This window comes from Kitasatospora sp. NPDC056273 (assembly GCF_042268845.1).
Taxonomy (GTDB): domain Bacteria; phylum Actinomycetota; class Actinomycetes; order Streptomycetales; family Streptomycetaceae; genus Kitasatospora.
In genome coordinates, this window is the sequence record NZ_JBHJSJ010000048.1 from 23364 (window position 1) to 45716 (window position 22353).

The 22353-nt window shown below is 74.6% G+C and carries 23 protein-coding genes; 12 read left to right on the forward strand and 11 right to left on the reverse strand.

Annotated features, from left to right (window positions below):
- Positions 1 to 2: 2 nt before the first annotated feature.
- The 8 genes from ACFCY1_RS31705 (at position 3) to ACFCY1_RS31740 (ending at position 9504) form a co-directional block, all read left to right on the forward strand.
- Complete coding sequence (locus tag ACFCY1_RS31705; RefSeq protein WP_375876773.1) at positions 3 to 1721, forward strand: LCP family protein; 1719 nt, start codon at positions 3 to 5, stop codon at positions 1719 to 1721.
- Between the two features lie 132 nt (positions 1722 to 1853).
- A complete protein-coding gene (locus tag ACFCY1_RS31710; RefSeq protein WP_375876774.1) occupies positions 1854 to 2345 on the forward strand; it encodes an SRPBCC domain-containing protein in 492 nt (163 codons plus the stop codon).
- Between the two features lie 262 nt (positions 2346 to 2607).
- Positions 2608 to 3408, forward strand: a complete 801-nt coding sequence (locus ACFCY1_RS31715; RefSeq protein ID WP_049651767.1) for a VOC family protein — start codon at positions 2608 to 2610, stop codon at positions 3406 to 3408.
- 123 nt (positions 3409 to 3531) lie between these two features.
- Positions 3532 to 4281 (forward strand): HAD family phosphatase, encoded by a 750-nt coding sequence (locus ACFCY1_RS31720; RefSeq protein WP_181970639.1) that lies wholly within the window; start codon positions 3532 to 3534, stop codon positions 4279 to 4281.
- Complete coding sequence (locus tag ACFCY1_RS31725; protein WP_074002068.1) at positions 4278 to 6686, forward strand: glycoside hydrolase family 65 protein; 2409 nt, start codon at positions 4278 to 4280, stop codon at positions 6684 to 6686. Before ACFCY1_RS31720 ends, ACFCY1_RS31725 begins: the two co-directional genes overlap by 4 nt.
- Positions 6687 to 6825: 139 nt before the next feature.
- Entirely contained in the window at positions 6826 to 8538 is a 1713-nt protein-coding gene (locus ACFCY1_RS31730; protein WP_375876794.1) for a pyruvate dehydrogenase, read from the forward strand.
- An 88-nt stretch (positions 8539 to 8626) separates the two neighbouring features.
- Entirely contained in the window at positions 8627 to 9262 is a 636-nt protein-coding gene (locus ACFCY1_RS31735; protein WP_049651770.1) for a helix-turn-helix domain-containing protein, read from the forward strand.
- A 32-nt stretch (positions 9263 to 9294) separates the two neighbouring features.
- Complete coding sequence (locus ACFCY1_RS31740) at positions 9295 to 9504, forward strand: DUF6126 family protein (protein WP_049651771.1); 210 nt, start codon at positions 9295 to 9297, stop codon at positions 9502 to 9504.
- 96 nt (positions 9505 to 9600) lie between these two features.
- On the opposite strand, the gene ACFCY1_RS31745 is transcribed toward ACFCY1_RS31740, so the two are convergent.
- Positions 9601 to 11043, reverse strand: coding sequence for a PLP-dependent aminotransferase family protein (locus ACFCY1_RS31745; protein ID WP_375876775.1), 1443 nt, complete (start codon positions 11041 to 11043; stop codon positions 9601 to 9603).
- A 192-nt stretch (positions 11044 to 11235) separates the two neighbouring features.
- Between ACFCY1_RS31745 and ACFCY1_RS31750 the strand changes: the two genes are divergently transcribed.
- A complete protein-coding gene (locus tag ACFCY1_RS31750; protein WP_375876795.1) occupies positions 11236 to 12114 on the forward strand; it encodes a sigma-70 family RNA polymerase sigma factor in 879 nt (292 codons plus the stop codon).
- 114 nt (positions 12115 to 12228) lie between these two features.
- Entirely contained in the window at positions 12229 to 12981 is a 753-nt protein-coding gene (locus ACFCY1_RS31755) for an alpha/beta fold hydrolase (protein ID WP_375876776.1), read from the forward strand.
- Here the strand turns inward: ACFCY1_RS31755 and ACFCY1_RS31760 are convergent.
- The 3 genes from ACFCY1_RS31760 to ACFCY1_RS31770 form a co-directional block, all read right to left on the reverse strand.
- Positions 12966 to 13889: an undecaprenyl-diphosphate phosphatase gene (locus tag ACFCY1_RS31760; protein WP_375876777.1), complete on the reverse strand. Its 924-nt coding sequence runs from the start codon at positions 13887 to 13889 to the stop codon at positions 12966 to 12968. The genes ACFCY1_RS31755 and ACFCY1_RS31760 overlap by 16 nt on opposite strands.
- A 98-nt stretch (positions 13890 to 13987) precedes the next feature.
- Positions 13988 to 14203, reverse strand: coding sequence for a hypothetical protein (locus tag ACFCY1_RS31765; RefSeq protein WP_074002072.1), 216 nt, complete (start codon positions 14201 to 14203; stop codon positions 13988 to 13990).
- A gap of 97 nt (positions 14204 to 14300) precedes the next feature.
- The gene (locus tag ACFCY1_RS31770; RefSeq protein WP_375876778.1) at positions 14301 to 15083 is read right to left on the reverse strand and encodes an NRDE family protein; all 783 of its coding nucleotides are present in this window, start codon (positions 15081 to 15083) and stop codon (positions 14301 to 14303) included.
- Positions 15084 to 15238: 155 nt separating this feature from the next.
- Between ACFCY1_RS31770 and ACFCY1_RS31775 the strand changes: the two genes are divergently transcribed.
- Both ACFCY1_RS31775 and ACFCY1_RS31780 read left to right on the forward strand, forming a co-directional pair.
- Positions 15239 to 15751, forward strand: a complete 513-nt coding sequence (locus tag ACFCY1_RS31775; protein ID WP_117488969.1) for a carboxymuconolactone decarboxylase family protein — start codon at positions 15239 to 15241, stop codon at positions 15749 to 15751.
- On the forward strand, positions 15748 to 16572 hold the full coding sequence (locus ACFCY1_RS31780; protein WP_375876779.1) for an isocitrate lyase/phosphoenolpyruvate mutase family protein: 825 nt from the start codon (positions 15748 to 15750) through the stop codon (positions 16570 to 16572). Before ACFCY1_RS31775 ends, ACFCY1_RS31780 begins: the two co-directional genes overlap by 4 nt.
- Positions 16573 to 16684: 112 nt before the next feature.
- On the opposite strand, the gene ACFCY1_RS31785 is transcribed toward ACFCY1_RS31780, so the two are convergent.
- The 7 genes from ACFCY1_RS31785 to ACFCY1_RS31815 all read right to left on the reverse strand — a co-directional run bounded on the left by ACFCY1_RS31785 (position 16685) and on the right by ACFCY1_RS31815 (position 22177).
- Positions 16685 to 16945 (reverse strand): hypothetical protein, encoded by a 261-nt coding sequence (locus tag ACFCY1_RS31785; RefSeq protein ID WP_049653159.1) that lies wholly within the window; start codon positions 16943 to 16945, stop codon positions 16685 to 16687.
- Positions 16946 to 16988: 43 nt separating this feature from the next.
- On the reverse strand, positions 16989 to 18074 hold the full coding sequence (locus ACFCY1_RS31790) for a cytochrome P450 (RefSeq protein ID WP_234348443.1): 1086 nt from the start codon (positions 18072 to 18074) through the stop codon (positions 16989 to 16991).
- Positions 18059 to 19522 carry a cytochrome P450 gene (locus ACFCY1_RS31795; protein WP_375876780.1) on the reverse strand — a complete coding sequence of 488 codons (1464 nt, stop codon included), beginning with the start codon at positions 19520 to 19522 and terminating at the stop codon, positions 18059 to 18061. Before ACFCY1_RS31795 ends, ACFCY1_RS31790 begins: the two co-directional genes overlap by 16 nt.
- Complete coding sequence (locus ACFCY1_RS31800) at positions 19519 to 20088, reverse strand: ATP/GTP-binding protein (RefSeq protein ID WP_049653188.1); 570 nt, start codon at positions 20086 to 20088, stop codon at positions 19519 to 19521. Before ACFCY1_RS31800 ends, ACFCY1_RS31795 begins: the two co-directional genes overlap by 4 nt.
- Before the next feature lie 70 nt (positions 20089 to 20158).
- On the reverse strand, positions 20159 to 20524 hold the full coding sequence (locus ACFCY1_RS31805) for a DUF742 domain-containing protein (RefSeq protein ID WP_049653167.1): 366 nt from the start codon (positions 20522 to 20524) through the stop codon (positions 20159 to 20161).
- Complete coding sequence (locus ACFCY1_RS31810; RefSeq protein ID WP_049653168.1) at positions 20521 to 20934, reverse strand: roadblock/LC7 domain-containing protein; 414 nt, start codon at positions 20932 to 20934, stop codon at positions 20521 to 20523. The genes ACFCY1_RS31805 and ACFCY1_RS31810 overlap by 4 nt, the downstream gene beginning before the upstream one ends.
- Positions 20918 to 22177, reverse strand: a complete 1260-nt coding sequence (locus ACFCY1_RS31815; protein WP_375876796.1) for a sensor histidine kinase — start codon at positions 22175 to 22177, stop codon at positions 20918 to 20920. The genes ACFCY1_RS31810 and ACFCY1_RS31815 overlap by 17 nt, the downstream gene beginning before the upstream one ends.
- Positions 22178 to 22353: the final 176 nt, after the last annotated feature.

A 22353-nucleotide genomic window follows, 5' to 3' on the forward strand; every position in this document is an offset into this window, starting at 1 on the left:
ACATGCCCACGACGGAAGGTGCGGAGAGTTCAGTGCCCGGTCCGCGCAGCGGTGGCCGGGCGGAGGCCCGCCGTGCCGCGCAGGGCAAGGGTGGCGGTTCGGCCACCGCGGGTGCCGCGGCCGCCGCGGGTGGCGGCCGGGCCGCGGCGCGCAAGAGCGCCAAGCCCAAGAAGAACGTGAAGAAGATCGTCGCCTGGTCGACGGCGGGCGTGCTGGTGGTCATCGCCGGTGTCGGTGGCGCGATCTACCTCAAGCTGAACGCCAACATCAAGTCCTTCGACGCCGACGCCATAGCCCGCAACCGCCCCCCGGAGGCGAAGGCCGACGCGGACGGCAACAGGCCGGTCAACGTGCTGCTGATCGGCTCGGACAGCCGCGGCAAGAACAACTCCGACCTCGGCGGCGGCGAGGACGGCGGCGCCCGCTCGGACACCACGATCCTGCTGCACGTCTACGCCGACCACAAGCACGCCGTCGGCATCTCGATACCGCGCAACGCCAAGGTCGAGCTGCCGTCCTGCAAGCTGCCCAACGGCAAGTGGACCAAGGGCGGCAACACCGACCTGTTCAACGCCGCGTTCTCGATGGGCGGCAGCGACGACGGCAACCCGGCCTGCACCCAGAACACGGTGGAGAAGCTCACCGGAATCCGCGTCGACCACACCCTGGTCGTCGACTTCAACGGCTTCGCCGCGATGACCAAGGCCGTGAACGGCGTGGACATCTGCCTGCCGAAGCCGATCTACGAGGGGGACATCAACCCCAACCTGAAGAGGAAGGGCGACCTCGTCCTCCCGCAGGGCAAGCAGACCGTCGAGGGCCAGCAGGCGCTCGACTACGTCCGGCTGCGGCACGGCATCGGCGACGGCTCGGACATCGGCCGGATGAAGCGCCAGCAGGCCTTCCTCGGCTCGCTCGCCACCAAGATCAAGAAGGAGGGGATGAACCCCACCACCCTCCTGCCGCTGGCCGACGCCGCGACCAAGTCGCTGGTCGTCGACCCGGGCCTGGACTCGGCCGACAAGCTTGCCTCCTTCGGCCTGTCGCTGAAGAACATCGACATGCACGACCTGAAGTTCGTGACGGCACCCTGGCGCTTCCGCACCCAGGACAAGGACCTCGACCTGGTCCAGCCGGACGCCAACAAGCTCTGGGAGACCCTCAAGGCCGACCAGACCATCGACGGCCAGAACGCCACCGGCCAGCAGCCGGACGCCCCGGCGGACGGCACCGGCCCGGCTCCGCAGCAGCCCGCCGCGCCCACCACCCCGGCCGCCCCGGCCGCGGACACGTCCAACTCGGCGATCAGGGTGGCGGTCTACAACGGGACGATGACCAACGGCCTGGCCGGCAAGGCGACCGAACTGCTGAAGGGCGCCAAGTTCACCGCCAGCACGGCGGGCCAGGCGGCGAGCACCAAGTACAAGACCACCACGATCGAGTACGGCACCGGGCAGAAGGCGAACGCCGAGAAGGTCGCCGCGCTGTTCCCCGGCGCCAGCCTGGAGTCCAGCACCGCCCGGGGCATCTCGGTGATCACCGGCCAGGACTTCGCGGCCGCGATGGGGATGTCGACCGGTGCCCCCGCCGGCGGCGGCGCGACGGCCGCCACCCCGGGCGTCCCGGCGCCCCCGCAGCCGCTGCCGACCACCATCACCAACGACGCCCGCTCGGCGGACGACGACATCTGCGCGAACACCAGTTACGGCAGCGGCGGCTGACCGCACCGGAACGACCGCACCCACCGGAACGACGGGGACGACCCCCGGGCCGGCGCCCTCCGGGGCGCGCGGGCCCGGGGGTCGTGCCATGGTGGGCGTAAGGGAATCCGGCGGCCACCGAAAGGCGGACCCATGCCCGAGATCGCCCTCCAGCTCGACATCGCCGCGCCCCGGGACGTGGTGCTCGCCGCACTCACCACGCACGACGGGCTGACCGCCTGGTGGACCACCGGCGTGGACCGGGACGGCGACGTCCTGCTGTTCGACTTCCCCGACGTCCCCGAGCCGTTCCGGCTGCGGGTGGAGCGGGCCGACCGGGACCGGGTGGTGTGGACCAACGCCGGGTCCTTCCCGCCGCACTGGGCCGGCACCTGGATCAGCTGGGAACTGTCCGACCAGCCCGTCGCCCCCGACGAGCCCACCGCCTCCGAGCCCGGCCGGCCCGCCGCGCCCGGGCGCACCCGGCTGCTGTTCCGGCACGGCGGCTGGCAGCCGGGCAGCGAGGACGGCGTCCCGGCGGTGGCCGGCACCTGGGCCGAACTGCTGGTCCGGCTCAAGGACTACGCGCAGAGCGGCAAGGTGCAGCCGTACTTCGTCACCGGGCACCACCACGACGCCCCGTGAGCAGCCCGGGGAAGAGTTCGGGGAACAGCCCCGGTGAACAGCCCGTGAGCACCCCGCCCGAGCCCCGTGACGGTCCGGCCGCCGGTCGCCCGCCAGGGCGCCGTCCGGTGGCGGGATCGCGGCGGCGGGCCGAAGGTGGCGGTGTACCGCCGTCGTCCCGGCCGGGCCGTACCCCCACCGGGCCCGGCCGGGACGAGGGCCCGACCGCTCCGACCGTCCCGACCACCACAGCCGGCCACCACCGCCTCCGGGAGGCCCAGCAATGCCCGTAGTCACCGATCCGTACAAGCCCGGCACCCCGTGCTGGGTCGACCTGATGGCGAGCGACCAGCAGGCCGCGCTCGACTTCTACCGCGACCTGTTCGGCTGGCAGGGCGAGGTCGGCCCGGCCGAGTTCGGCGGCTACGCCGTGTGCATGCTCAACGGCCGGCCGGTCGCCGGGATCATGGCGCAGGCGGCGCCCGAGGGGCAGCCGACGCCGCCCGTCGCCTGGACCACCTACCTCGCCTCGGACGACGCCGACGCGGCCCGGGCGTCCATCACCGAGGCCGGCGGCACGGTCCTGTACGACCCGATGGACGTCGGCACGATCGGCCGGATGCTGGTCGCCGCCGACCCGACCGGCGCGGTGTTCGGGGTCTGGCAGGCGATGGACTTCATCGGCGCGGGCGTGGTCAACGAGCCCGGCGCACTGGTCTGGAACGAGCTCAACACCGCCGACACCGGCGCGGCCGGCCGCTTCTACCAGCCGGCCCTCGGGCTGCGCCCGGCCACCATCCAGGGCATGGACGGCTACTTCTCGCTCAACGTCGCCGACCGCACGGTGGGCGGCATGCAGGCGATCCCCGGCTACCTGGCGGCCGGCACGCCCTCGCACTGGATGACCTACTTCTCGGTGGACGGCGCCGACTCCACGGTGGACGCCCTGGTCAAGGCGGGCGGCTCGGTGATCCAGCCGGCCTTCGACATGCAGTCCGGCCGGATGGCGGTGGTCCAGGACCCGCAGGGCGCGGTCTTCGCGGTCATCGAGGCGCCCGAGGCGCAGATGCCCGACTCGCCGTAACGCCGTCCCGGCGCCGTGACGCCGCCCCGCCCCGGTCCGGCCCGGCAACCGGAAGCCGCCCTTCCCGCGACGCGCCGCCGGGAAATGGGCGGCTTCCCCCCGTTCCCGGGTAAGACTGCACCCATGCTGGGGCTACCGGACGACATCCGTGCTTTCCTCTTCGACCTCGACGGGGTGCTCACCCAGACCGCGAAGGTGCACGCCGCGGCCTGGAAGGACACCTTCGACGCCTTCCTGCGCGCCGAAGCCGCCCGCACCGGCGGCCAGTTCGTCCCCTTCGACGCCGTCACCGACTACGACACCTACGTGGACGGCCGCCCGCGCCTGGACGGCACCCGCGCGTTCCTGCGCAGCCGGGGCGTCGACCTGCCCGAGGGCACCCCGGACGATCCGCCCAACTCCCCCACGGTGCAAGGGATCAGCCGGGCCAAGAACGACACCGTGCTGCGGCTGATCCGGGAGCAGGGCGTCCAGGCGTACCAGGGCTCGGTCGACTACGTGCACCGGCTGCGCGCGGCCGGGCTGCCCAGCGCCGTGGTCTCCTCCAGCGCCAACTGCCGGGACGTGCTGCGGGCGGCCGGCATCGAGGAACTGTTCGAGGTGATCGTGGACGGCAACACCGCCAAGGCCGAGGGACTGCCCGGCAAGCCGGCCCCCGACACCTACCTGTACGCCGCCCGCGCCCTCGGCGTCGAACCCGCCCACGCCGCGGTCTTCGAGGACGCGCTCGCCGGGGTCGCCTCCGGCCGGGCCGGCGGCTTCGGCGCGGTGGTCGGGGTGGACCGCACCGGCCAGGCCGCCGAACTGCGCCGGGACGGCGCCACCGTGGTCGTCCAGGACCTCTCCGAGCTCCTGGGGGAGGAGAAGGCATGACTCCCGGGGACAAGAACTTCGCGATCGACCCCTGGCAGATCACCGAACAGGGCCTGGACCTGGCCTCGATGGCCCGCGCCGAGTCGGTCTTCGCGCTCTCCAACGGCCACATCGGCCTGCGCGCCAACCTGGACGAGGGCGAGCCGCACGGCCTGCCCGGCACCTACCTCAACGGCGTCTTCGAGCTGCGCCCGCTGCCGTACGGCGAGGGCGGCTACGGCTACCCGGAGTCCAGTCAGAGCGTCATCAACGTGACCAACGGCAAGATCATCCGGCTGCTGGTGGACGACGAGCCCTTCGACCTGCGCTACGGCGAACTCGTCAGCCACAAGCGCTGGTTGGACGTCCGCGAGGGCCTGCTGCACCGCGAGGCGGAGTGGACCTCCCCGGCCGGGCGGACGATCAGGGTGCGCTCCTCCCGACTGGTCTCGCTCACCCAGCGCGCCGTCGCCGCCGTCGAGTACAGCGTCGAGGCGGTGGACGGCCCGGTGCGGATCGTGCTCCAGTCCGAGCTGGTCGCCAACGAGCAGCTGCCCGGCGGCCCCGAGGGCGACCCGCGGGCCGCCGCCGTGCTGGAGGCGCCGCTGCAGCCCGAGGCGCACCACGCCAGCGGGACCAAGGCCATCCTGGTGCACCGCACCCGGTACAGCGGCATCCGGGTCGCGGCCGGGATGGACCACATCATCGAGGGGCCGGAGAAGTCCGACACCGTCGCCGAGGCCGACGCCGACCAGTGCCGGATCAGCGTCACCACCGTGCTCAAGGCCGGACAGCGGCTGCGGCTGACCAAGTTCATGGCCTACGGCTGGTCCGGCACCCGCTCGCTGCCCGCCGTCCGGGACCAGGTGGAGGCCGCGCTGACCGCCGCCCGGTACACCGGCTGGGACGGGCTGATCGCCGAACAGGCCGAATTCCTCCAGGAGTTCTGGGAGACCAGCGACATCGAGATCGAGGGCGACGTCGAACTCCAGCAGGCCGTCCGGTTCGCCGTCTTCCACGTCCTGCAGGCCGGCGCCCGCAGCGAGGAGCGGGCCATCCCCGCCAAGGGGCTGACCGGGCCCGGCTACGACGGGCACAGCTTCTGGGACACCGAGACCTTCGTCCTGCCGGTGCTCACCTACTGCCTGCCCGCCGCCGTCAACCAGGCCCTGCGCTGGCGGCACACCACCCTGCCGCTGGCCCGTGAGCGGGCGGTCCAACTCGGCCTGTCCGGCGCGGTGTTCCCGTGGCGGACGATCCGCGGCGAGGAGTGCTCCGGGTACTGGCCGGCCGGCACCGCGGCCTTCCACATCGGCGCCGACATCGCCGCCGCCGTCGCCCGCTACGTCCGGGCCACCGGCGACGCGGAGTTCGAGCGCGAGTACGGGCTCGAACTGCTCGTCGAGACCGCCCGGATGTGGCGCTCGCTCGGCCACCACGACGTGGCCGGGAGGTTCCGCATCGAGGGCGTCACCGGCCCCGACGAGTACAGCGCCGTCGCGGACAACAACGTCTTCACCAACCTGATGGCGCAGACCAACCTGCGCGCCGCGGCCGAGGCCGCCGTCCGCAACCCGCACGAGGCCGCGCTGCTCGGCGTGGACACCGAGGAGACCGCCGCCTGGCGCGACGCGGCCGCCGCGATGTACATCCCGTACGACGAGGACCTCGGCGTGCACCCGCAGGCCGACGGCTTCACCCACCACCAGGTCTGGGACTTCGAGCACACCCCGCCGGAGAACTACCCGCTGCTGCTGCACTACCCGTACTTCGACCTGTACCGCAAGCAGGTGGTCAAGCAGGCCGACCTGGTGCTCGCCATGCAGGTCCGCGGCGACGCCTTCACCGACGAGCAGAAGGCCCGCAACTTCGCCTACTACGAGCGGCTGACCGTCCGGGACTCCTCGCTCTCCGCCTGCACCCAGGCGGTGATCGCCGCCGAGGTCGGCCAGCTCGACCTCGCCTACGACTACACGGCCGAGGCCGCGCTGATGGACCTGCACGACCTCGGCGGCAACACCCGCGACGGCCTGCACATGGCCTCGCTCGCCGGGGCCTGCATCGCCCTGGTGGCCGGCTTCGGCGGGCTGCGCGACCACGGCGAGGCGCTCTCGTTCCGGCCCCGGCTGCCGTCCGGGCTGATGCGGCTGAGCTTCTCGCTGCTGGTGCGCGGGCACCTGCTCGGCGTCGAGATCACCCACGAGCGGACGACGTACACGCTGCGCCGCGGCGAGGTCCTCCACGTCCGGCACGACGGCGAGGCGGTGCAGGTCAAGTCCGGTGCCCCGGTCACCCTGCCGACCACCGCCCCGCCCGCCCAGGAGCGGGTCGCCCAGCCCCCGGGCCGCGAACCCGGCCGCCGCAAGCCCCAGGCCGGCCTCGCGGCGGGCAAGCTCGGCCAGCAGGACCACCTGGCGGCCGAGTAGCAGCCCGCACCCCGCTCCCGCCGCCTCACCCGTTCGCCCCGCCCCGGCTGCGCCGCCCCCGGCCGCCCCGGAGAGTGCTGGTGTCCCGTGGAGCCGCCCCAGCGAAGGAGTCGCCGCCGTGCCGAGCGTGGCCGAACAGATGGTGGAAGTGCTCCGGCAGGCCGGGGTGGAGCGGGTCTACGGCGTCGTCGGGGACAGCCTCAACCCCGTCGTGGACGCCATCCGGCGGGCCGACGGCATCAGCTGGGTGCACGTGCGCAACGAGGAGGCCGGCGCCTTCGCGGCCGCCGCCGAGGCCGAACTCTCCGGCCGGCTCGCGGTCTGCGCCGGCTCCTGCGGCCCCGGCAACACCCACCTCGTCCAGGGGCTGTACGACGCCCAGCGCAGCGGCCTGCCCGTGCTCGCGCTCGCCTCGCACATCCCGTCCGGGCAGATCGGCACCGGCTTCTTCCAGGAGACCCACCCCGAGCGGGTGTTCACCGACTGCAGCACCTGGTGCGAGATGCTCTCGACCCCCGCCCAGCTGCCCCGCCTGCTGCGGGTCGCCGTCCAGCACGCGCTCGGCTCGCACGGCGTCTCGGTGCTCGCCTTCCCCGGGGACGTCGCCGCGCTCTCCGCCGCCGCCCCCACCGGCACCAGCCACTTCCTCACCGAGCAGGCCGTCGCCGCCCCGCCCTGGTCCCAGGTGCGGGAACTGGCCCGGCTGCTCAACGCCGCCCGCAAGGTGGTGCTGTTCTGCGGCGCCGGGGTGCGCGGGGCGCACGCCGAGGTGATGGCCGCCGCGCAGGCCCTGAACGCGCCGATCGGCCACTCCCTGCGCGGCAAGGAGTGGATCCAGTTCGACAACCCGTACGACGTGGGCATGAGCGGCCTGCTCGGCTACGGGGCCTGCCACGAGGCGCTGCACTCCGCCGACCTGGTGGTGCTGCTCGGCACCGACTTCCCGTACGACTCCTTCCTGCCGCAGGCGCACACCGTCCAGGTCGACCACGACGCCACCCGGCTCGGCCGCCGCACCGCCCTCGAACTCGCCGTCCACGGCGACGTGGCCGCCACCCTGCGGGCCGTGCTGCCGCTGCTCGACGCCAAGCGCGACCGCGCCTTCCTGGACGGGATGCTGCGCAAGCACTGCCGGTCGCTGGAGGACGTGATCGGCGCGTACACCCGGGACATCGAGAAGCACCTGCCGATCCACCCCGAGTACGTCGCCTCGGTGCTCGACGAGGTGGCCGCCGAGGACGCCGTGTTCACCGTGGACACCGGCATGAACAACGTCTGGGCCGCCCGCTACCTCCAGCCCAACGGCCGCCGCCGGGTGATCGGCTCCTTCCTGCACGGCTCGATGGCCAACGCCCTCCCGCACGCGATCGGCGCCCAACTCGCCTGCCCCGGGCGGCAGGTGGTCGCGATGGCCGGCGACGGCGGGATCGGCATGCTGCTCGGCGAGCTGCTCACGGTGGCCAAGCACCGGCTGCCGGTGAAGACGGTGGTCTTCAACAACGGCGCGCTCGGCATGATCAAGCTGGAGATGCTGGTCTCCGGCTACCCGGAGTTCGAGATCGACAACGGGGACGTGGACTACGCCGGGATCGCCCGGGCGATGGGCATCCAGGCCAAGCGGGTGACCGAGCCGGCCCGGGTCCGGGAGGTGCTGGTCGAGGCGCTGGAGCGGCCGGGCCCGGCCCTCGTGGACGTGGTCACCGACCCCAACGCGCTCTCCATCCCGCCGCACATCACCGCCGCCCAGCTAAAGGGCTTCGCGCTGGCGGCGGGCAGGACGGTGCTCTCGGGCGGCGTCGGACGCATGGTCGACCTGGCCCGGAGCAACCTGCGGAACATCCCGCGGCCGTGAGTGGGGGCCGGTCGGGCGTCTGTCGGAGAGGTCTTGCCTCTGAGGCAAAATTCTTGCCCGTGCGGCACGGCGGGTGTCCACTGGACACATGACCAGCAGCTCCACCGGCGCCGCCGCAGCAGGCGAACAGCTCGACGACCAGGAGGTCGCCGGCCTCGCCGCCCGTCTCCGTGAGCACCGGCTCAGCAGCCGTCTCACGCTGGAGGTGGCCGCCGGGCGGGTCGGGCTCTCCCCAGCCTATCTGTCCCGACTGGAAACCGGCCGCCGGCAGCCCTCGCTGCCCGTCCTGCTCGGCCTCGCCCGCGCGTACGGGACCTCGGTCTCCGGCCTGCTCGGCGAGACCCTCGCCGAGCCGGACCCGATCGTCCGCGGCGGCGCCATCGAACCCGGCCGGGCCGGTGGCTGGGGCTACCGCCGGGCCGGCGCCCCCGGCCGCGCGATGCAGGCCCTGCGGGTGCACGTCCCGCCGGGCGTGCAGGACACGGTGGTCCGGGTCCACCCGGGCGAGGAGTGGCTGTATGTCCTGAAGGGCGCGCTCCGCGTCACCCTCGGCGACCGCGTCCACCACCTCGCGGTGGGCGACTCCGCCCACTACGACTCGCTCACCCCGCACTGCATCGCCGCAGAGTCGGACAGCGGCGTCGAACTGCTCTTCGTCCACACCCTGCTGCAGAGCCCCGGCGGCGAACTCTGCCTCGGCGGCGGCCCCGCCGCCGTTCACTGACCTGCCGTCAGAACACCCCGGAGGAGATCACCATGGCCGATCCCACCACCACCGTCACCCCGGCCGCCGACGCCGAGAACCCGGCCGCCGGTGCCGACACTCCGGCCGGCCCGAAGACCATGGACGCCGGCAAGTGGGCCAACAAGCGGGTCTACCACCGCCTGGTGCTCTACACCGTCGGCTGCCACCTCTTCGCCGGGTTCATCATCCTCCTGTTCCAACTCGGCAGCCGGAACAAGTAGTTCACACCCCGAACCGTCCGCCCGCCCCCACCCCCGAGGGGGCGGGCGGACCGCCGCTCCCGCACCGGCCCGGCCACCCGCACTCCCCTCTCCCGCTCAGGCCCTGCACAGCAGTTCGCAGAGGGCCTGGACCGCCGCCGGGAAGGCGTGGTCCGGTGAGGTGGCGTAGCCGATGACCAGGGCGGTCGGGGCGTCGGCGGGGGACGGGGTGGTGCGGTGCCAGGCGAGGCCGTGGAGGGCGAGGCCGGCCTGCTGGGCGCGGGCGAGGAGTTCGGGTTCGGGGGTGGAGCCGGGCGGCAGCCGGATGACGACGTGCAGGCCGGCCGCGATGCCGGTGACCCGGACGTGCGGGGCGTGTTCGGCGAGCGCCGCGACCAGGTGGTCGCGCCGGCGCCGGTAGTGCAGCCGGCAGCGCCGTACGTGACGGTCGTACGTGCCGGAGGTGATCAGTTCGGCGAGCGTCAGCTGGTCCAGCACCGGGGACATCGTGTCGGCCAGCGCCTTCAGTCGGGCGACCGGCTCGACCAGCGCGTCCGGCAGGGCCAGCCAGGCCAGCCGCAGGCCCGGCGCGAGGCTCTTGGCGGCCGTCCCGGCGTACACCACCCGTTCCGGGTCCAGCGCCTGCATCGCGCCGAGCGGCTGCCGGTCGTAGCGGAACTCGCCGTCGTAGTCGTCCTCGATGACGTACCGGTCCTGCTCCCGCGCCCACCGCACCGCCTCCGCCCGCCGGTCGGCGGAGAGTGCCGCGCCGGTGGGGAACTGGTGGGCGGGGGTGAGGAGGACGGCGCCGGCCCGGGGGTCGAGCCGGTCGACCAGGGCGCCGTCCGCGTCCAGCGGCACCGGGGCGGTGGCGAGTCCGGCGGCCCGGGCGACCGCGTGCTGCGGCGGCAGCCCGTACTCCTCGACGGCCAGCGTGCGGGCGCCGCGTTCCCGCAGGGCGGCGCAGAGCAGGCCGAGGCCCTGGGTGACGCCGGTGCAGACGAGCAGGTGGTCGGGGTCGGTGCGCACCCCGCGGACCCGGGCCAGGTAGTGGGTGAGCGCCTGCCGCAGTTCGATCCGGCCGAGCGGGCTGCCGTAGTCGAGGGCCTCGTGCGGCGCGGTGGCGAGGGCGCGGCGGGCGGCGGCCAGCCAGGCGGTGCGGGGGAAGAGCGAGAGGTCGGGCCGTCCGGACATCAGGTCGTACCGGGCGGTCTGCCGCGCCCGTACCGCCCGGGGGGCCGGCCGCCGGCCCTGGACCGGTTCCGGGACCGTCCGCCGGGCGACGGTGGTGCCGGAGCCCTGCCGGGAGCTGAGCCAGCCCTCGGCGGTGAGCTGGCCGTACGCCTCGACCACGGTGTTGCGGGCGATCCCGAGGTCCTCGCCGAGGGCCCGGGAGGACGGCAGCCGGGTGCCGGGGGTGAGCCGCCCGTCCTGGACGGCCTCGCGCAGCGCGTCCTCCAGGGCGGCCCGCAGTCCGGCGCCGGCGGCCCGGCGCTCGGTGAGGTCCAGGTGCAGGTCGCCGCCGAAGGTGGTCCAGGAGGTGGTCCGGGAGGTGCTCACGGCCTCCATTCTCGCCTGTCGCCAGGGGGCGCGGGCGGGGTCGCCGGGTGGCGCCGGCGGGCTCCTCCTCATCGTGTCCTCCCGGTCGGTTAGCGTCCGTCACTGGACCGACGGATCCCGACCCGAGGATGTGACAGGGTGAGCGAGGAGAACCTCCCGGCCGAACCGGCTGAAGCAGTCGAACCGGCTGAACTGGCCGAACTGGCCCGGCGTTTCGAGGCGGAGCGCCCCCGGCTGCGGGCGGTGGCCTACCGGATGCTCGGGTCGCTCGCCGAGGCCGAGGACGCCGTGCAGGAGGCCTGGCTGAAGCTGGGCCGCAGCGATGTGGGCGGGGTGCGCAACCTCGGGGCGTGGCTCACCACCGTGGTCGGCCGGGTCTGCCTGGACCAGTTGCGTTCCCGCGCCTCCCGCCGGGAGGATCCGCTGCCCGAGCAGGAGGGCCGGGTGCGGCTGCCGGACCCGGTGGTCGGCGGGCTGTCGGCGCTGGACCCGGTGCACGAGGTGCTGGTCGCGGACTCGGTCGGGATCGCGCTGATGGTGGTCCTGGAGACGCTCTCCCCGGCGGAGCGGGTGGCCTTCGTGCTGCACGACATGTTCGAGGTGCCCTTCGACGGGATCGCCGAGGTGCTCGGCCGGACCTCCGCCTCCACCCGGCAGTTGGCCAGCCGCGCCCGCCGCCGGGTCCAGGGCGCGACCCCGGCCGCGGACTCCGACGACGCCCGCAAGCGCGAGGTGGTGGAGGCCTTCCTGCGGGCCGCCCGGGGCGGGGACTTCGACGCTCTGCTGACGGTGCTCGACCCGGACGTGGTGGCCCGGTCGGACGGCGGCACGCTGGTGCCGAGCGTGCTGCGCCGCGGTGCGGCGGACGTCGCCTCGCAGGCGATCGCCTTCGCCCGGTTCGCCGCCGACGGCCGGCTGGTGCTGGTCAACGGCTCGCCCGGGGTGGTGTCCTTCGCCGGGGGCCGTCCGCTGTCGGTCATGTCGTTCACCGTGCACGGGGGCCGGATCACCGGGCTGGACATCCTCACCGACCCGACCCGGCTGGCCGCCCTGGGCCTCACCACCGGCTAACCCGGAACCGCCGGGGGCGCCCGGGCGCGGGCGGGGCGCCCCCACCGTTCCTCCACGTGGTGTTTCCCGTCGCTTTCCGGGCCGCCGTCACACTCGCGCGCTACGGTGCCGCCCATGGCGAACTTTGTGCTGGTGGCGGGCGCCTGGCTCGGCGCCTGGGCGTGGGACGAGGTCGTGGCGGAGCTGCGCGCGGCCGGGCACGGGGCGTACCCGCTGACGCTCTCCGGGCTCGCGGAGAAGCGCGGCGCGCCCGCCGGGCAGCAGGCGCACGTGGCGGACGTCGTCGCGGAGGTGGAGCGGCTGGACCTGCGCGAGGTGGTGCTGGTCGGGCACAGCTACTCGGGCATCCCGGTGGGCCAGGCCGCCGAGCGGATCGGCGGGCGGCTGGCCGGGCTGGTCCTGGTGGACTCCAACGTGCCGGTGGCGGGGGAGTCCTTCGCCGACCAGCTGCCGGAGCCGGCCGCGCTGCGGGCCGACCTGGCCGCGCACGGGGGCTGGTGGCCGCCGCTGCCGCCGGCCGAGTTCGCCGAGCAGGGGCTGACGGTCGGGCAGATCGCCCGGATCGCCGCGGGGGCGACCCCGCACCCGGGCCCCTCACTGACCGAACCGGCGTTCCTGGAGGGCCCGTTGAGCGCTCTCCCGGCGGTGTACGTGAAGTGCCTGATGGACTGGCCGGAGCCGCCGCCGGTGGTCGCCGGGCTGGTCGCGGACGGCCACTGGCGGCTGGTGGAGCTGGACACCGGGCACTGGCCGATGTTCTCCCGGCCGGCCGACCTCGCCGGGATCCTGGGCGAGGCGGCCCGTACGGCGAAGAGCGGTGGCCGGACGGCCCGCAGCGGCGGCCGGACGGCTCAGAGCGACAGGTAGACCGCGCTGCCGACGCCGGCCAGGAAGCAGTACAGCGCGAACGGCGTCAGGCTGCGGGTCTCGAAGTACCGGGTGAGGAACCGCACCGAGACGTAGCCGGCCACGAAGGCGGCGAGGCTGCCCGCGAGGACGGGGCCGAGCACGCCGGAGTTCTCCGGCCTGAACAGCTCGGGCACCTTGAGCACCGAGGCGGCCAGGATGACCGGGGTGGCGAGCAGGAAGGAGAACCGGGCGGCGTCCTCGTGGTGCAGTCCGCGCAGGATGCCGGCGCTCATGGTGACGCCGGAGCGGCTGATGCCCGGGAACAGCGCGAGGATCTGCGCGGCGCCGATCCAGGCGCCCTGCCCGTAGCCGAGCCTGGTCAGCCGGTGGTCGGAGGCGATCGCCGGGTCCAGGCCCGGCTCGTCGGCGGCGTGTCCGGCGGAGTGTCCGGCCCGGCGGCGGCCGGTGCCGCCGCGCTTGAGCCGCTCGGCGCCGAGCAGCACGAGCCCGTTGAGGGCGAGGAAGACCGCGGCCGGGACGGGCTTGCCGAGCGCGTTGCGCAGGGCCTTCTCCAGCGCGAGGCCGGCCACGCCGACCGGGATGGTGGACAGGACGAGCAGCCAGGCGAGCTTCTCGTTGCGGGTCTCCACCCGGCGGTGCCGGATCGAGCCGAACAGCCCCTCGACCACCCGGACCCAGTCCTTGCGGAAGTAGACCACCAGGGCGAGCGCGGTGGCCAGGTGCAGGGCGACCAGGGCGGCGAGGTACGAGGAGCCCTCGGCGGTCATGTCGAGGTCGTGCTGGATCCGCCCGCCGACCAGGGCGGGCAGCAGGATGCTGTGGCCGAGGCTGGAGACCGGGAAGAGTTCCGTCACGCCCTGGAGCAGGCCGACGCCTATCGCTTCCGGGTAGGTCAGGGTCGACATCGCGCACCTTCGCTCGGGGGTCGGTGGCCGGCCGGGTCGGGGGCCCTCGCGAAGCTACTACGCGCATGTAGACGTTCGGCAGCCCCGCCGTCGGAAGTTCACCGACCGTACGGCTGCGGGACACCGGGGGCGAGGTGCCCGATCAGCGCCGCCGCCACGGAGGCCAGGACGGTGGCGGACGGGACGGCCCGGTGCGCCGCGTCGCCGAGCAGGACGACGGCGGTCACCGCGGCCGGCATGCCGGCCAGCGGCAGGGCGACGGTCAGGACGGCGAGCAGGCGGCGGGGGCGGCGCGGGGGGTCCGGGCGGGTCACGGCGGTCTCCTTCGGGCTCGACCCGGGCCACGATGCCGCCTCCCGCAGCGTCAGGTGCAAGCCCTTTTCCCGCCGCCGCCCGCCGCGACCCGGCGGGTCAGCCCGTCGCCACCCGCCGCCACCCCGGCCCGTCCGCGGCCACCGGTGCGGCCGCGAAGTCGTAGCGCAGCAGGTCCGGCCCGAGCGCGAGCAGCGAGATCGACGAGGAGCCCCAGATCCGCCCGTCGCCGAAGTCGCGCCGCTGGATCAGCGCGGCGTCCGCGTCCGGCGCCAGCCCGTCCCCGGCGACGATCGGCAGCCATCCGCCCCAGGCCGCGGCGGCCGGCCCGTCGGCGGTCGGTTCGGGCCGGGGTTCGGCGGTGAGGCGGGACCGGAAGTGGGCGGCCCGCGCGGCCATCAGGTCGCGGATCCGCTCGGAGGTGGTCCGGTCGGCCGCCCGGCCCTCCAGCCCGTCGTTGAGCACCACGCTCAGGCCGGACGGCAGTTCGCGCTCCTCCAGCCGTCCGCCGCTCCAGCTGGACACCCGGGCCCCGTCGGCCCGGACCAGGACGAGGTGGAACGGGTCGTACGGGGTGAGGTCGAGGTGGCCGATGCCGCCCTCCCGGACGGCGGTGAGCGGCAGCCGGCCGCGGGTGCGCCGGGCCTCGGCGGGGGCGAGCGGGCCGAAGCCGTTCAGCAGGCAGGCGGCGGTGCGCCGGACGGGGTCGACGGCCAGCCAGGTGCCGCCGGCCGCGAGGTCCAGTCCGCCGAGCAGGTCGGGCCGGTCCGGCCAGTGGTGGTCCGGCGGCAGCCAGGCGCGGCCCAGGTACTCGTCCCGGACGGACAGCAGCAGCACCGGCACGGCCGCTTCCGGCTCGATGCTGACGAACGCCGTGCACACGACCGGGCCCCCTGACCTCGTCCTGTCGGAGACCCCCTGGCGGTGATCTCCTGCCGGCGATCCTCGCACGGTCGTTCGCACGCCGGAAGTGGCCCAAGGAACGCGTGGCCGAACGCACCAGGACGGCAGGCCACCCCGCTCCTAGGCTGGCGACCATGACGACGAACGAGACCACGCGCGCGACCGCGGACGGGACGGCCGGTACGGACGGCGCCCCGGTGCCCGCCCCCGAGCAGCGCCTGCTGATGCACAAGCTCGCCCCCGCCTACTACCAGGCGATGGTCGCCGTGGACCGGGCCTCCCGGGAGGGCGTCGACCCGGTCATCGCCGAGCTGGTCAAGGTGCACGCCTCGATGCTCAACGGCTGCGCCTTCTGCATCGACATGCACTCCACCGACGCCCGCAAGCACGGCGAGCAGGACCACCGCCTGGTCTCCCTCCCGGCCTGGCGCGAGACCCCGTGGTTCACCGCCCGTGAGCGCGCCGCCCTGGCCCTCACCGAGTCGGTCACCCTGCTGACCCAGGGGCACGTGCCGGACGCCGTGTACGCGGAGGCCGCCGCGCGGTTCGACGAGACCGAGCTGGCCCAGCTGATCGCGCTGATCGCCACCATCAACGCCTGGAACCGGATCGGCGTGTCCACCCGCATGAGCCCGGCCGCCAGGTGAGCGCCGCGGACCCCGCCGTCCGGCGGGAGCGGGCCCGGCTGCTGCGGGAGCTGCACCGCCCGGGCGAGCCGCTGGTGCTGGCGAACGCCTGGGACGTGCCGAGCGCCCGGCTGGTGGCCGCCGCCGGGGCGCGGGCGGTGGCGACGGCCAGCGCGAGCGTGTCCTGGTCGCTCGGCAGCGCGGACGGCGGCGGCGCCGACCCCGGGCAGGTGCTGGCCCGGACCGCCCAGGTGGTCCGCGCCGTCGACCTGCCGGTCACCGCGGACCTGGAGGGCGGCTACGCGGACACCGCCGCCGGGGTCGGGGAGACGGTCGCCGCGCTGCTCGCCACCGGTGCCGTCGGGGTGAACCTGGAGGACGAGGGGCGCCCCCCGGCGGAGGCCGCCGAGCGGATCGCGGCCGCCCGGGCCGCGGCGGACGCGGCCGGCGTGCCGCTCTTCGTCAACGCCCGGACGGACGTGTTCCTGCGCGGGATCGGCGCCCCGGAGGGCCGGCTGGACGACGCGGTGCACCGGCTGCGGGCGTACGTCGAGGCGGGCGCGGACGGGGTGTTCGTCCCCGGGGTGTCCGACCCGGAGACCATCGCCGCCCTGGTCGAGGCCGTCCCGGCGCCGCTGAACGTGCTGGCCGGCCCCGGCTCCCCGGCGGTCGCCGAGCTGGCGAAGCTCGGCGTGGCCCGGATCAGCCTGGGCCCGGGCCTGGCCGAGGTGGCGTACGCGGCGGTCCGCCGGGCCGCCGAGGAGGTGTACGGGAGCGGCACGTTCACCGCGCTCGCGCAGGGGCTGGGCTACCCGGAGCTCAACCGGCTGTCCGCGCTCTGAACCCGGCGGCCTGAGCGCCGCGGGTCGAGCGGTCGTCGTGCGTCGGGTGGCGTGGGCGGCCGGCCGTTCGGGGGTCGGCCGGCCGCCCGCGCTCCGGTGGCGGAGCGCCGGGTCAGTTCAGGATCTGCCCGCTGAGCCCCGGGTGGGCCATCTGGTTGGTCCCGATCGCCTCGATCTCGTTGGCGGGCTTGCCGAGCAGCGGGAGCTTGCCCACGGTCCGCAGGGCGAGGTCGCCCGGGGAGACTTCGAGGCCGTCGGTGAGCCCGCCGGTGGCGTCCGGCGAGGAGGCGGTCTGGGAGGTGGCGGAGGCCGCCGGGACGGCGAGGGCGAGGCCCGCCATGGTGAGGGCGGCCAGGGTGGCGAGTTTCTTCATGCCCTGCCGAACGACCCGGACCGCCCTCAGGTAACCGGTCGGCTCAGACCGTCACCCACAGGGTGCGCACGCTGTTGCTGACGAACGAGGCGATCGGCTCGTCGGTCCGGCCCTCCGCGAGGGCCAGCCCCGGGAAGCGGGTGAACAGGTGCCGCAGCGCCGTCTCGGCCTCCATCCGGGCGAGCCCGGAGCCGAGGCAGAAGTGCGGGCCGTGGCCGAGCGACAGGTGCTTGGCGGGCTGCCGGGTGAGGTCGAAGCGGTCCGCGTCCGGGTGGTGCCCGGAGTCCCGTCCGGCCGCCGCGTAGGAGGCCAGCAGCGCCTCGCCGCGCCGGATCACCACGTCGCCGACCGCGATGTCCTCGCTCGCGTAGCGCAGCGGGAACTGCCCGACCGGGGAGTCGTAGCGCAGGGTCTCCTCGACCACCGCCGACCACGGCTGCTCCCCGTCCAGGACGAGCCGCAGCTGGTCCGGGTGGGCGAGCAGGGCGCGGACGGCGTTGGTGATCAGGTTGAGCGTGGTCTCGTGACCGGCGACCAGCATCAGCAGCAGGGTGCCGACCAGCTCGGCCTCGCTGAGCCGGTCGCCCGCCTCGTGGACGGCGATCAGGTCGGTGGTCAGGTCGTCGCCGGGCTCGGCCCGCTTGGCCGCCACCACCGAGGCCAGCAGCGCGTTCAGGCCCCGCTGCGCGGCCAGCGCCGCCGCCGGGGTGGCCGAACTGGAGACCATGGTGTCGGACAGCTCGTGCAGCTCGTCCTGCTCCGCCAGCCCGAGGCCGAGCAGTTCGCCGATCACCTGCATCGGCAGCGGGTAGGCGAAGTGCCGCCGCAGGTCGAACTCGCCCTCCAGCTTCGCGACCCCGTCCAGCAGCGCGACCGTCCGGGCCTCGACGGCGGGGGCCAGGTCGGCTATCCGGCGCGGGGTGAAGGCCTGCGAGACCAGTCCGCGCAGCCGCCGGTGGTCCTCGCCGTCGGCGGTGACCATGCCGGGGACGACGATGAAGTTGAGCAGCGGCCAGCCCTCCGGCAGCCGTCCCTCCCGGAAGGTCGTCCAGAGCCGGGCGTCCTTGCCGACCCGGGGGTCGGACAGCAGCGACTGGAGGGTGTCGTGGTGGGTTACCGCCCAGACCACCACCCCGCCAGGGAGCTCCACCAGGACCGCGGGGCCGGCTTCGCGGAGTCGGGCGTTCTCGCCGTGCTGGTCGCGGCCGAAGGGGTCGAGTCTGACGGGCTCGGCGCGGGTTCCGGATTCGGTGGTGGTGTCCATGCGGGCCTCTCGGGGGCGGGCGGGCGGGGCGGGGTGAAGGCGCTGTAGAGCACCGGGAGGGCGGTCAGGGCCCGGGACCACGGGGACGGGCGCCAGGCCAACTCGTTGGGCGGTACGGCCAGTTGGAGGTCCGGCAGGCGGTGCAGCAGGGTCTCGACGGCGGTCTCGACGATGATCCGGGCCGGGTGCTGGGCCGGGCAGACGTGCCGGCCCGCGCCCCAGGCGAGGTGGGCCCGGTTGCCGCCGAGCGAGCCCTGCGCGGCGGCCGAGACGCCCTGCGCGGCCGGGTCGGCGTTGGCCGCGGCCAGACCGAGGACGAGCATGTCGCCGGCGCTGATGTACTGGCCGCCGAGCACGGTGTCGCCGGTGGCCCAGCGGCCGGGGAAGTTCTGGGTGGGCGGGTCGCGCCAGAGCACCTCCTCCAGCGCGTCGGAGACGGTCAGCCGCCCGCCGGTGAGGGTGGCCCGGAAGCGCCGGTCGGTGAGCAGCAGCCGCAGCGTGTTGCCGGTCCAGTTGATCGAGGTCTCGTTGCCCGCGACCATCAGCACCACCAGGTGGTGCACCGCCTCCTCGTCGGTCAGCCCGGCCGGGTGGGCGAGCAGCCAGGAGGTGAGGTCGGCGTTGGGGGCGGCCCGGCGGCGGCGCACCAGGTCGACGAGCAGTGCCTGGAACTCCAGGCCGGCGCGCTGCGACTGCGCGCTGCTGTCCACGAAGTGGCTGATCAGCTCGACCACCCGGGGCCCGCTCTCCACCGGCAGTCCGACCAGCTGGGTGAAGACCAGCAGCGGCAGCCGGCGCGCGTACTGGGCGACCAGGTCGGCGGTGCCGTCCGGGCCCCAGCCGTCGATCAGCCCGTTGGCGGCGGCCTCGGTGGTGCCGCGCAGCTGGCGGTGGTCGATCTGGGCGAGGGTGTCGGAGACGGCGGCGCGCAGCCGCTGGTGCTCGGCGCCGTCCAGGTTGAGCAGGGTGGGCCGCCAGGAGGTCATCGGCAGCAGCCGGGAGTCGGCCGCCAGCCGGCCCTCGGCGGGCACCCGCCAGCGGCGCGAGTCCTTGGAGAACAGCGCCTCGTTGCGGGTGAGTTCGAGCAGTTCGGCGTAGCCGAGGACGAGCCAGGCCTCGACCCCGGGCTCCAGCTCGATCGGGGCGACCGGCCCGTAGCGCTCGCGCAGCCGGGCGTAGAGGCCGTGCGGGTCCTCGGCGACGGCCGGGCCGTACAGCGGCGTCAGCGGCACGCCCACGGGCAGCCCGCCGGGCCGTCCGCCGCCGTGGGCGACGGGGCACCCGGGGGCTCCCGGGTGTTCGGGGGAGGTCATCCCTGGAGCTCCAGGATCGAGTTGCGGTGCAGGTGGTCGACGAAGTCGATCAGCAGGTCGTAGGACTGCCGGCGGTCGCGCGCGTCGCAGTGCAGGATCGGCACCTCCGGCAGCAGGTCCAGCGCCGAGCGCAGCTCCTCCTCCGGGTAACTCGGCGTGTCCGGGAAGGTGTTGACCGCGACCGCGAACGGGATGCGCTGCTCCTCCAGCCGGCCGAGCACGTCGAAGCTCTCGTCCGGGCGGCGCAGGTCGACCATGGCGATGGCGCCGAGCGCTCCGCGCGACAGGTCGTCCCAGAGCGGCCAGAACCGCTGCTGCCCGGGCGTGCCGAACAGGTACAGCGCGAGCCGCGAGTTGAGCGTGATCCGGCCGAAGTCCAGCGCCACCGTGGTGGTGGTCTTGCCGGCGCGACCGGTGAGGTCGTCGATGCCGGCGCTGGCGGCGGTCATGGTCTCCTCGGTGCGCAGCGGGGTGATCTCGCTCAGCGAGCCGACCAGGGTGGTCTTGCCGACCCCGAACGGACCGGTGACCAGGATCTTGACCGCGCCCTGCACCGAGGAGGGCAGGTACTGCGGCCCGGCGGCGGACCCGGCGGCGTCCGTGGCGCCCGGTGCGTCCGGGGCGTCGGGGACGGCTTCAGCGGAGTTGGCGGAGGCCAACGAGCACCTCCTCCAGGAGGGTTGCGGGCAGGCGTTCGGCCTGGGGGACGGGCGGGAGCACCTGCACGGCGCCGAGGTCCCAGAGGTCACCGACCAGTACCTTGACGACGCCGAGCGGCAGCCCCAGGTGGGCCGCCACCTCGGCGACGGACAGCAGGCTGTGGCAGAGCGCGAGGATGCGCCGGTGCTCACGGTTGATCAGCTCGTGCTCGGGCAGGTCCGGCGGCTCGGGCAGTCCTAATGGTCCGGGCACGGCGCTGACCAGGCTCTCCACGGCCAGATCGGACCGGGTGGGGCGGCTGCGCCCACCGGTGATGACGTACGGCCGGACCGGGCCGCTCACCGGTGGCCCCCCGCCGCGTGGTCGACGCGCGGCGGGCTGGTGAGGTGGGTGCCGATCCGCTCGACCAGGACCTGCATCTGGTAGGCGACCAGGCCGGCGTCGACCGCCTCGCCGGCCACCACGGCCAAGTGCGCGCCGGCCCCGGCGGCGACGACGAAGAGGTAGCCGCCGCCGTACTCGATGATGATCTGGCGGGTGGCGCTGCCCGGTCCGCCGAAGCCCGTCGCGACGCCGCGGGCCAGCGACTGCAGTCCGGAGCAGGCGGCGGCGAGCCGTTCGGCGTCGTCGCGCGGGATGCCCGCGCTGCGGCCGATCTCCAGGCCGTCGTTGGAGACGACGACGGCGTGCTGGACCTGCGGGACGGCGATGATGTCGGCGAGCAGCCAGCCGAGATCAGGGGTGGTGGTCATGGAACTCTCCGGAGCGCTGGGGAAGTCGGGGGGAAGCGGGAAGGGAAGGGTTGGACTGGGCCCGGGCGGCGGAACGGCCGCTGGCCGTCCCGGCCTGGAACATCGCCATGAACGCCTGCGCGTCCCGGGCCGAGCGGTACGGCGGCGCGGGCGGCGGTGGGGGAGCGGCGTGCTGGGCGGGGCGGCCCGTGCGGCCGCGCCGGTGGCTCCGGCGGGGCAGCGGGGGAGGGGTGTCACCGGTCGCGGCGTGCCGGCCGGGCGGCGGGGTCTCCACCAGGGGGTGGCCGGCGGGAGAGGCCGGCCGGGGGCCGGGGTTGAACGCCCGGTCGTCCGACCCGAGGCCGGGGACGGTGGGCGGCAGCGGCTCGGTGAGCAGCGCGTTCGGCAGCAGCAGGACCACCCGTACGCCGCCGTACGGCGAGGGCGCCGAGCTGAGCGTGACCCGGAAGCCGTACTGCTCGGCGAGCCGGCCGACCGCGGCGAGGCCCAGCTGCGGCACCTCGCCGAGCCGGGAGACCTCCAGGGTGCTGCCGCCGGCCAGCGCGGCGGCGGCCTTGGCGACGGCCTGTTCCGGCATGCCGACGCCGCCGTCGTCGATCTCGATGACGGCGCCGTTGTGGACTGGCATCAGGGTGACGAACACCTGGGTGCTGGGCGGGGAGTAGCGGGTGGCGTTGTCCAGCAGTTCGGCGATCGCGTGGATCAGCGCCTCGGCGGCGGCGCCGACCACCGCGGTCTCGGTCCGGCTGCGCACCACCACGCGCTGGAACGGCAGGATGCGCGACTGGGCGCCGCGGACGACGTCCTCCAGGGAGACCGGTTCCGGCCAGTGCCGGCCGGCCCGCGCGCCGCACAGCACGGCCAGGGTCTGGGCCAGCCGGGCCTGTTGGGCGGCCGCGTGGTCGGCCTTGAGCAGGCCCTCCAGCAGCGTCGGGTCGTCGTGGGTGCGCTCCATCTCGTCCAGCAGCGCCTGCTGGTCGTGGGCCATCACCAGGATCCGGCGGGCGACGCTGAGGAAGGCCCGCTGGGTGGAGGCGGTGTGCTCCTGCTCCTGCTGGACGGCGGCGAGTTCGGCGCCGCGGCGGGAGAGCTCGGTGGCCAGCTGTTCCTGGACGGCGAGGAGTTCGCCGCGCAGCCGGTCGGCACGGCCGCGCTGGGTGACGGACACGGCGCGGTACCGCGCGGCGGCCACGAGGGCGAGGACGGCGAGTACGCCGGTTGCCGTTACGGACCACTGAGTCATCGTCACGCCGCGAATTCTAGGGTGATGATCCTACGAAGGTGTGAACGGATCTCGCCAAGTGACCGGATCTCGTCAATATCGAGTCAATTCGGCGTCAATCGGCAATCGTTCGACCCCGATCCCACCGCCTGACGAGGTATCGGAGCGGCCCGACCGGCACCGCCGGGAACGTCGGG